General features: G+C 40.1%; 10 protein-coding genes. 7 read left to right on the top strand and 3 right to left on the bottom strand.

The genetic code is table 11. The features are described from left to right. Positions 1–22: 22 nt before the first annotated feature. Entirely contained in the window at positions 23–325 is a 303-nt protein-coding gene (locus tag F8S12_RS08270) for a TMEM165/GDT1 family protein (RefSeq protein WP_196515831.1), read from the top strand. Between the two features lie 27 nt (positions 326–352). Here the strand turns inward: F8S12_RS08270 and F8S12_RS08265 are convergent, their stop codons facing one another. After that, positions 353–1,279 (bottom strand): cobalamin-binding protein, encoded by a 927-nt coding sequence (locus F8S12_RS08265; RefSeq protein WP_196515830.1) that lies wholly within the window; start codon positions 1,277–1,279, stop codon positions 353–355. 677 nt (positions 1,280–1,956) lie between these two features. On the opposite strand from F8S12_RS08265, the gene F8S12_RS08260 reads away from it, so the two are divergent. The 4 genes from F8S12_RS08260 (at position 1,957) to F8S12_RS08245 (ending at position 6,059) form a co-directional block, all read left to right on the top strand. After that, positions 1,957–4,182, top strand: a complete 2,226-nt coding sequence (locus tag F8S12_RS08260; RefSeq protein WP_196515829.1) for an ATP-binding protein — start codon at positions 1,957–1,959, stop codon at positions 4,180–4,182. Positions 4,183–4,477: 295 nt separating this feature from the next. Continuing rightward, positions 4,478–4,942: a DUF29 domain-containing protein gene (locus F8S12_RS08255; protein WP_196515828.1), complete on the top strand. Its 465-nt coding sequence runs from the start codon at positions 4,478–4,480 to the stop codon at positions 4,940–4,942. A 97-nt stretch (positions 4,943–5,039) separates the two neighbouring features. Further along, positions 5,040–5,636: a tRNA-(ms[2]io[6]A)-hydroxylase gene (locus F8S12_RS08250; protein ID WP_196515827.1), complete on the top strand. Its 597-nt coding sequence runs from the start codon at positions 5,040–5,042 to the stop codon at positions 5,634–5,636. An 18-nt stretch (positions 5,637–5,654) separates the two neighbouring features. Then, positions 5,655–6,059 (top strand): VOC family protein, encoded by a 405-nt coding sequence (locus tag F8S12_RS08245; protein ID WP_196515826.1) that lies wholly within the window; start codon positions 5,655–5,657, stop codon positions 6,057–6,059. A gap of 153 nt (positions 6,060–6,212) precedes the next feature. Here the strand turns inward: F8S12_RS08245 and F8S12_RS08240 are convergent, their stop codons facing one another. Continuing rightward, positions 6,213–6,905, bottom strand: coding sequence for a PEP-CTERM sorting domain-containing protein (locus F8S12_RS08240; protein WP_230967885.1), 693 nt, complete (start codon positions 6,903–6,905; stop codon positions 6,213–6,215). A 574-nt stretch (positions 6,906–7,479) separates the two neighbouring features. On the opposite strand from F8S12_RS08240, the gene F8S12_RS08235 reads away from it, so the two are divergent. Continuing rightward, on the top strand, positions 7,480–8,784 hold the full coding sequence (locus F8S12_RS08235; protein WP_196515825.1) for an alkaline phosphatase PhoX: 1,305 nt from the start codon (positions 7,480–7,482) through the stop codon (positions 8,782–8,784). Positions 8,785–9,011: 227 nt separating this feature from the next. Here the strand turns inward: F8S12_RS08235 and F8S12_RS08230 are convergent, their stop codons facing one another. Next, positions 9,012–9,167, bottom strand: a complete 156-nt coding sequence (locus tag F8S12_RS08230) for a hypothetical protein (RefSeq protein ID WP_196515833.1) — start codon at positions 9,165–9,167, stop codon at positions 9,012–9,014. Positions 9,168–9,236: 69 nt separating this feature from the next. Between F8S12_RS08230 and F8S12_RS08225 the strand changes: the two genes are divergently transcribed. Next, the coding region (locus tag F8S12_RS08225; protein WP_196515824.1) for an RNA-guided endonuclease InsQ/TnpB family protein at positions 9,237–10,022 on the top strand (786 nt) is incomplete at its 3' end.

Raw genomic sequence — 10,022 nt, 5'->3', positions numbered from 1 at the left:
CTCCCCACTCCCCCTTAATCATATGGATTGGCATCTTTTAGGACTGAGCTTCATTACAGTTTTTTTATCAGAATTGGGTGACAAAAGTCAGTTAGCGGCGATCGCACTTTCAGGACGTTGTAATTGTCCGCGTGCTGTCTTCTTTGGTGCAGCAGGTGCATTGCTGTTGACAAGCCTGTTAGGATCATTAGCAGGGGGAGCAGTAGCCGAATTATTACCTACACGCTTGTTAAAAGCGATCGCTGCTGTGGGATTTGCCATCCTCAGTGCACGCCTACTGTTATTTAACAATGAACCATCGGCGGATTCAGAACAAACCCCGTAAACGTCTTTAATTTTGAATTTTGAATTTTTATAAAGGTTCCCAACCAGTTCCTTTGTAACCGTATTGAAAAATTTCTGGATGCAAAATTTCTGCCAAAATTTCTAGAGAATCTACCAGTCGCGGCCCTGGACGATTAAAGTAAGAATTGCCATCAGTGATGTAGACTCTGCCAGCTTGGGTAGCGTGCAGTTTTTCCCACTCTGGAAGTTGAGTTAACAAATTGGCTTCTTGGCGAGTGCGATTTAAATCAAAGCCGCAAGGCATAAAAATAATGATATCTGGATTACTTGCTATTAATGTTTCCCACGGTAAACGAGGAGAAGGCTGACCTGTGACACTAAATAGTGTCTGTCCTCCTGCTAAGTTAACTAATTCAGGAATCCAATTTGCAGCGACCATCAAAGGATCAGTCCACTCAATGCAGGTGACACTGGGAAGTTCATCTAAAGAAAGTCCTTGAATTCTTTGCTGACAAATTTTGACGCGAGCCTCTAAATTTTCTAGAACTTTAACCGAGTCTACCCCAAAGATTTTGCCTACTCGGTCAATATCAGCCCAAACATCTTGGAGAACATTGGGTTGTAAAGAAATAATCTGAGGTTGACTGTGGATGAGTGTGGCAACTGCCTTTTCAACTTCGTCTAAGCTGACAGCACAAACATCGCACTGGTCTTGAGTAAGAATGTGGGTAGGCTGCAATTGCTCTAAAACATCTGTTTTGATTTGATAAATACTAAGAGCAGATTGCAATAAATTATTTACCTCATCGTGAATTTCGCTGCTGGAGGCATTGGAGTTTAAGCGGGCTTGGGTACAAATGGGGCGATTTTGAATTTCTGGCGGGTAGTCACATTCATGCGATCGCCCCACAATAGCATCAACCAACCCTAATACCGCTAAAATTTCTGTTCCACCGGGAATCAAGGAAACAATTCTTACATCACTATCCGTCATTGCTCCATCTCCACAACATTTGTTATTACCTTAATTCTTGCAAAATTTAAGCCATTAAGTATCTTTCTGTAGGGGAATTAAAGGGTATTCTGGCAGTCATACCATTTCATGAAAGTCATGATAAGTAGATGAACAAAAATGTTTACAGTCATTGTGTTCGCCCTTAGCGTTCCCGTTCGCGTAGCGTCTCCGTCAGGAGAAGGGTACGGAGCAAAGCAATCCTAATAAAGTTCAGAATACTAAATTTTAACTTTATCTTAACCTGAACATAGCTAAAACCAATTAAAATACCTGTGCCAGGTAACTTTTCAAGATATAGCAATCCAATTTGATTTTTGAACTTATCTGCGTAGGCAGGCAAGAGGTAAAGCGAAAGAATGCTCTTTAAGTTGTACGAAATTTTTTCAAAAATCAAATCATAGTCCCATACTGTACTATTTGATAGTACAATTATTTTAAATGCTAATTCTCACCTGGCAAAAATTCCTGGCATAAAGTGATAGAAATGATTAGCAAAATTTAATTTGGAACTCATTATCTAGAATCATGAAATTTGATTAGAAAAAATATCCTTTCTGGTTATGAAAAACCTTATGAAGTAATTGTAGTTATACAAAGACGGTTCTACTTTTTCCGTAGAACTGCAAATCAAAATTATTTCTTCTTGAGGGCAACTTATGCAGGTGGTGGCAGCTAGAGATATTACAGAGCACAACCAGACCCCAGAGGCTTTACAAATCAGAGAAAGTTGTCGGCGAAAACAAAGCCAAATGCTGGTACAGCTGGCAAAGAGCAACACATTTCAGCAAGGTAATCTCAATGTTGCACTAAGGAAAATCACAGAAACTGCTGCTCGGACACTCTTAGTGGAGCGAGTTGGGGTGTGGTTATATAATGAAGAACGTTCAAAAATTGAATGCATCGATTTATATGATGTAAGCACCAAGGGGCACACCTTTGGTAACTCGCTTTTAAAAACAAATTATCCTGCTTATTTCCAGGCTTTAGAAGAGGAACGTAGCATTGCTGCACATGATGCCAGAAACGATATAAGAACCCAAGAATTATCTGAGCCTTATTTTTCTGTTTTGGGCATCACATCCCTGCTTGATGCACCGATTTGGCTAGAGGGTCGTCTGGCAGGCGTAGTATGTCACGAACAGGTAGGCGAAGGTCGCCAGTGGACTTTGGAAGAAGAGAATTTTGCCGGCTCGATAGCAGATTTCGTGACGCTAGCCATAGAAGCGAGCCAGCGAAACACTGTACAGAAAGCACTGCGACAGAGTGAAGCGCAATTCCGGGCGATTTTTGAGCGCTCCTCTATCGGTATTGTACTTATAGATATGAAAGCGCAGATAGTTGATATCAATCCGGCACTGGGCGAGATTTTAGGATACAGCCGAGAAGAGCTATACAGTAAGAGCTTTACAGATTACATTTCTATCCAAAGGGGGGATTTAAAACTTTACAAACAACTGGTGTCAGGAATTCGCACAGACTCAAGGAGAACTTCCAGGGTTGGCTTCCAGCCCTTTGAACATCAAGAGCAGCTTATCGAAAGACATCGCCTTGAGATGGAAAGACGCTGTTTGCATCAAGATGGTAGGTTAGTTTGGACTCAGATATCTGTTTCTGTAATACCAGGCAGCAATGGTGAACCTGAGTTTTTTCTAGCGATGATTGAGGACATTACTGAACGCAAGCAAACAGAGTTGAAACTGCGTGCCTCTCAAGAAGCAGCAGAAACTGCTAGTCGGGCAAAAAGTGAATTTCTAGCAACCATGAGCCATGAGTTGCGGACGCCTCTTAATACAATTATGGGCTTATCGCAGTTGCTGCAACAAGAAATCGTTGGCGCTCTGAATGAAAAGCAGAACGAATATATGAGTTGTATATATAATAGTAGTGAGCATCTACTGGTATTAATTAACGATATCCTTGACTTATCTAAGGTAGAAGCAGGCAAAGAAGAACTGTTGCTGTCACCTTTGCCAGTGTCAGATTTATGTAATTATGTCATATCGACAGTGCGCGATCGCGCCTTAGAAAAAGGATTGCAACTCATCCATGAAATTGACCTAGAAGCGGATATTTGCATTGCTGATGAGCGGCGCGTTAAGCAAATGCTGCTTAACTTGCTTACCAATGCGATTAAATTCACCCCCGCCGGTCAAGTATCGCTGGTAGTGAAAAAAGTATCACAAGGGATAACGTTTACAGTTTCAGATACTGGAATTGGTATTGACTCAAGTCAGTTTAAACTTCTATTTGAACCGTTTAAACAGCTTGACAGTCAGTTAAATCGGCAGTATGAGGGCACAGGTTTGGGTTTAGCTTTAACACGCAAATTAGCGTGTTTGCACGGTGGAGATGTTACCCTGACATCGACTTTGGGAAAAGGTAGTCAGTTCACTCTGTTTCTACCAAATCCAACACATCCAAAAGAGGAGGAAAGAAGCACAGAAAATAATCATTCTTTCTCCCCATCCTTTTCTATTCCTAAAATTAAACGCATTTTGCTTGTGGGAGAAGAGGAAAACACTGTCATACTGCTGCAAGATTATCTTCAAGCAATTGGCTACCAAGTCACGTGGATAGACAACAGAAATGACTTTTTAAATCAGGTGCAAAATCTACAGCCAGATTTAATTTTTTTGGATTTCCAGTTAGTAAGTGATGCTAGCACATTTCATTTGCTAAATATTCTTAGACATGAGCCTGATTATAAAGATTTGCCAATTGTAATGATGACCTCTAGCGAACCTTTAGAAGAGGAAATTACCAAGCTGCCAGGTAGTGTTAATGACTACCTCATCAAGCCAATTCAGGTAGTCCAATTAGAGTCCATATTGATGCGATATTTGAATCACAGCGATTTTCAGATGAACGGAACACCCATTTAGAACTGAGCGATCGCACTCATATTTTTAGTCACGAAAAGGTATTGTAGAATGATACAATGAGAATATTCAACAAACAATTAGACTAGATGAATTAGCCCGTAGTCTATACCCAGAGGCTTTTACAGAAATTCAACATTGCCATTTGTAAATTTTTCAAAGACTCATTAGATGTTGAACTGGATCGGGAAAATGATGCGCTTTTCCAACAGTTCCCCGGTCAGGTCAAACGACTGTGGGATGGAGCGATCGCTTACTTATGTTACAATTAGATAGTTTATTTTATAAATGATTAACTATGACAACAGAAATATTAAAATCTGTTGAACCTACCCTTTACGAGGAAGATTATTATTTATGGGTAGAAACAACACTTAAACAATTAGAAAACAAAGATATTGATAATTTAGATTGGCAACATTTAGCAGAAGAAATTGAAGCTTTGGGAATTGAACAAAGACGAAAAGTAGAAAGTTACTTAAAACAATTATTAATTCATCTTTTACTTTATCGTTATTGGCAAACTGAAAAAGAATATTGTCAAAAAGGCTGGCAGATAGAAATCACTAATTTCCGTGATGAGCTAGAATTTTCTTTTCGTTCAAAAACACTTTATAACTATTTTCTCAACTGCTTAGAGGCAGTTTATATTAAAGCCAGAAGACAAGCAATCCAAAAAACAGGTTTACCACCTGAGAGTTTCCCAGAAAAATGCCCTTTTACTCCTGAAGATATTTTCAATAGTGAGTACTTTCCAGAATAAAAGTAATAAAAGCGCGAGTCTATTTACCCGAAAATAGCTGTAAAATCAGTTTGCTAGGCTATTTAGCTAAATTGCAATTCTGGAGTTTTGTGACTCTGTGTTTACTCAGTTACCGACTATCAACGCCCTGAAACAGCCCACCAGTTCTGCTTGGGTTGAACAAGCGATCGCTAACTTAGATATCATCTTACTCGACCACTCGCACTGTGAACGCAAAGCAGCAGGCGTGGCCTTGAACTTGATGTTTCGCTACCCTTCCAATACTAAAATGGTACGGGAGCTAACTGCGATCGCCCGCGAAGAACTAGAACACTTTGAACTAGTTAACCAATGGTTAGAACACCGGAATATTCCCCTGGCTCCCCTACCACCTCCTCCCTACGGTGCGGGTTTAAAAGCTACTGTACGCTCCAAAGAACCTGAGCGATTTTTAGATTCCTTACTAGTCACTGGCTTAATTGAAGCTCGCTCTCACGAACGCCTGGGATTATTAGCTGCTCACTGTCCAGATCCAGAATTAGCAAAATTTTATCGTGGATTAATGGCATCCGAAGCGCGCCACTACGGTATATATTGGGTTTTAGCTGCTACTTACTTCGACAAAGAAATTGTCATGCAACGGCTTGATGAATTGGCAATTGTCGAAAGTGAGTTGCTGGCGACTTTACACCCAGAACCTAGAATTCACAGTTAGTAGACTAAGGCAACAGATATGAAGCTTCAGCTAACACACCTGAGACTCCTTGTCTCCAACTACAAAGATTCTTTTCTGTTCTACCGGGATCAGCTAAAATTTGATGTTGATTGGGGCGATGAAAATAGCGGATATGCTGAGTTTAATACCGGATATCTCAAGCTGGGTTTGTTCACAATGGAATTAATGGCCCAAGTAGTCCCAAGTGTCGAACAGCCTTCATATGTTGCCAATCGAGACAAAATTGTTTTGATTTTCGCAGTCGATAACGTGGATGAAGTCTATGATCAAGTCAAAGGCCATAATGCGATCGTTGTGACTCCACCACAAGATCGCCCAGATTGGGGAATCCGCACAGCTTATTTTCGCGATCCTGATGGCAATCTAATCGAAATCTACAACAATCTCGGAATTGTCAGTTAAAAGTTTGCTGCCAGCAACTATCCAAATCACTATAATAGGGGACATATTTGCAATATGTCCCCTACAAATTTTAGACAGTTCTAACCTTCCAAATCCCTTGGCTATTAGAGTTAGAATAATATTCAATTACAGTTCTAATCAAGCTAGCTTCGACTATTCAGGCTTACTGTCTAATGTAGATGCTGGCTTTTTCTTGAGAACTCTACTCAGCAAACCAACTACCAACAGTCCAGAAATTGCGCCAGGTTCAGGAATAGCAGTTGCCGTCAACTGGCCCCCAAGATCCAACCTACAGTCTGGGTATGTATCGCATACTTCTGGTGAAAGGTCATCCTTCAAGAATATCTTAGCTGTTGGCAATCCTTGATCGGCATTCAGATAAGTATAAAAATCTAACCCTGCTACATCTGTTGCAAAGTCAATTCCTAAATCAAAACCATTGGATGTGTCAAAGTTGTCAGATTGTAAAACAGTCTTTGTGACTGTATCAAAGTTGAAATTAAAAGTACTATCAGTTTGGGGAAAATCGTAGTTGAAATTTTGCAACACAGTTCCTTGTGGATCAAAGAAAGAAATGGCAAAATTAGTCAACTGATCTTTTGTGACAATGCTTCCCAGGAAACTATCGTCATAGCTGAACTGCCCTTTAGCTGAATAACCTTTATCTCCTAGCCAATCAAGCTCAAAAGAAGCAGCATCAGCGCTGGGAACGTGAATTAAAGTAGCCATAGAGCTGAAAGCGGCAACAGCTACAGTAGCTTTGATTTTGTTACAGATGCTTTTCATTTTCTTAATAACAGGAATAGATTCTGATGTTGTAGTTGTCAATAAAGTTTTTATCAGCATTGTAATACCATTTCTTTGTGGGAATGCGCCAAACTCTGTTTTATAAGAAAGCTTACACCAGAGATAAAATGAGACTTTTGGATTGGCACATCTTCATATTGAATTGGTTAAATAAATACTGATATTCCTTCAAAAGGTGAGAGCTAGAAAGTGAATTTATTTGCCTAATTAGGCACAACAAAAGAAAATGTAGCCTATATTTATTTAGCTCCTCCTTTTGCTAGATGCCTTATACTCTAGGCATTAAGATAACAATTGCTCTTGTTTGACCTGATTAAAGTCTAAAACACCTTTGGGCAGATTGTATCATTAGATTTGATCTAATTCTTACAGTTTATGGTTATTTTTTTGTCAGAAAAATAAAAAAATCTGATTTTTTTTGATAAATATTATATTTTGTTAGTTAAATGAGTCTTTAACTTCTCTTAACCATACATTGTGTTACTACCACCATATAATAATTGATTCATCAATAATCTGTAGAATTAATAATATTAATTAAACCAAGCATTACCTAAACTTAATCAAAATAGAATATTTTTTTATCAGCATTTGACGTAACCAAAACATTTTCATGACATTATCTCGTCGTAAATTCTTTGCGATCGCAGGCACGACTGCTGCTGGTACCTTGTTAGCCTCTCCTTTTGAAGGTCTTCTTGCTAGACAAGCCAATGGAAAAACTGTATTTGGTGGAGGTTATGGCCCGCTTGTGCCAGATCCAAAGGGCTTGTTAGATTTACCAGCTGGATTTCAGTATCGGACTTTCTCTCTAACAGGCGAACTCATGAACGATGGCACTCTAGTGCCGGGTGGCCATGATGGTATGGCAACTTTCCCTGGTCCCAGAAACACAGTAATTTTAGTTCGCAACCACGAACTTAGCCCTGATTCAGATACACAAGCCAAAGGGCTACCTACCTACGACCCATTTTGCAAAGGTGGTACGACGAACTTGGTTGTTGGGCCCGATCGCAAGCTAATCAAACACTTTACTACCCTAACCGGAACCTATCGTAACTGTGCAGGTGGCTCAACTCCTTGGGGTTCATGGATTAGTTGCGAAGAGAACAGCTCTACTCCAACTTCGGCTCCGTTAGGCGATCCAGATTATGTCTCGAAGTTCCACGGCTATAACTTTGAAGTTCCAGCTAGCACCACTACTATTGTGAAGCCTGAGCCTCTAATAGCTATGGGAAGATTTAACCATGAAGCTGTTGCCGTAGACCCCAAAACTGGGATTATCTATCAGACAGAAGACCGAGGAGATAGCCTCTTCTACCGTTTTATCCCGAAAGTGCCTGGTAAGTTAAAAGAAGGAGGCACTCTTCAAGCTTTAAAAATCAAAGATATCTATCAAGCACAAACAGCTGTTGGTTTCCCCAAGCGCAAACCACTGAAAGTTGAATGGGTGACGATTACTGATCCTAATCCCCTTGAAGATACTGTAAGAGAAGAAGGTTTTGCAAAAGGAGCAGCCCAGTTTACCCGTGGTGAAGGTATCTGGTATGGCAAGGGTGAATTTTACTTTTGCTGCACGAATGGTGGTGCTTTAGGGCTTGGTCAGGTCTGGCGCTACATTCCAGGTAAAGAGACAATTGAACTATTTGTCGAGTCTACATCTGCTGCCGAACTGGAGAATCCTGATAACATAGTTGTCTCACCTTATGGCGATCTCATCCTTTGTGAAGATGGAGATGATGAGCAATTCTTAGTAGGTGTTACTCCCAAGGGTGAACTTTATCAATTCGCGCGTAATGCTCTCAATGAAAACGAGTTCGCTGGTGCTTGCTTCTCACCTGATAGTAAGACTTTGTTTGTCAACATCCAAACTCCTGGTATTACTTTCGCAATCTGGGGCCCTTGGCGCAAGTCATAAGATCACGCTACTTACTACATTTATTGTTGTGATCACTTAGAATACTAAAAAAATAATCAACGGCAGAGGGTAAGGCAAGTGATATTTGCCTTACCCCCTTTTTCTTTTTTATACGAAAGTCTGGCTGAAAACCCTTGAGGAACAGGCGCAGTGCGCCGTATTCCGCACTTCTCCCAAGGGGAGACGCAAGCGCGAACAGGCAAGGGATGAAAGCCGACTGGAGGTGTTTACGCCTCAGTGATGTTCTGGTTTTTTGGTTCCGGTAAAGAATCTATCCATTCATCTACGAGACTGCTGATAGTCCTATCTATCTGCGTAGATAGTATTACCAATTTATAGTAGCGCTTGTCAGTTAGTCGAACATTTAATCTTTTATTCTTCATTACGTCCCCCATTGTCCTCACAAATATGTTACCATAAATATAATAGACAAAAACAAGGGGGTGATTAAGTTGTTAGTTCTAGAGTACAAAGTTAAAGCTAAAAAACTTCAATATTTAGCAATCGAAGAAGCTATCAAAACTACTCAATTCATGAGAAATAAATGTTTGAGGTATTGGATGGACGCACCGAGAGAAGCGAAAATTGATAGGTTTGCGCTCAACAAGTATTCAACGGAACTACGCAACGAATTTAAATTTGTGGCTAACCTAAATTCAATGGCGGTGCAATCATCAGCCGAAAGAGCATGGTTAGCGATATCAAGATTTTACGATAATTGCAAAAAGAAAGTATCAGGCAAAAAGGGCTATCCAAGATTTCAGCGTGATAACCGCTCGGTTGAGTACAAAACATCAGGCTGGAAATTAAACCCAACCAAACGCCGTATTACTATTACCGACAAAAAAGGTATTGGTGAATTGAAATTGCTGGGTAAGTGGGATATTAAAACCTACCCTGTTAAGTCAATTAAGCGTGTTAGATTAGTTCGTCGCGCTGATGGATATTACTGTCAGTTTTGTATTGATGTTGAAGCTTCAGATATTCAACCATTGACAGGTAATGAAATTGGTTTGGATGTTGGAATTGAGAGTTTTTACACTGATTCTAACGGATATCAAGAATCCAACCCAAAGTTTTTGAGAAAGGCTGAAAAATCAGTCAAACACGCTCAAAGACGCATTTACAAAAAGAAAAAAGGTTCATTAGGAAGAAAGAAAACTAGAGGCATATTTGCCAGAAAGCACTTGCGAATAAGTAGGCAGCGGAATGAACACGCCAAGAGACTGGCGCGTAAC

Source organism: Nostoc sp. WHI (assembly GCF_015714725.1).
GTDB lineage: Bacteria > Cyanobacteriota > Cyanobacteriia > Cyanobacteriales > Nostocaceae > Nostoc.
This window is presented reverse-complemented; position numbering and strand designations above follow the sequence as displayed.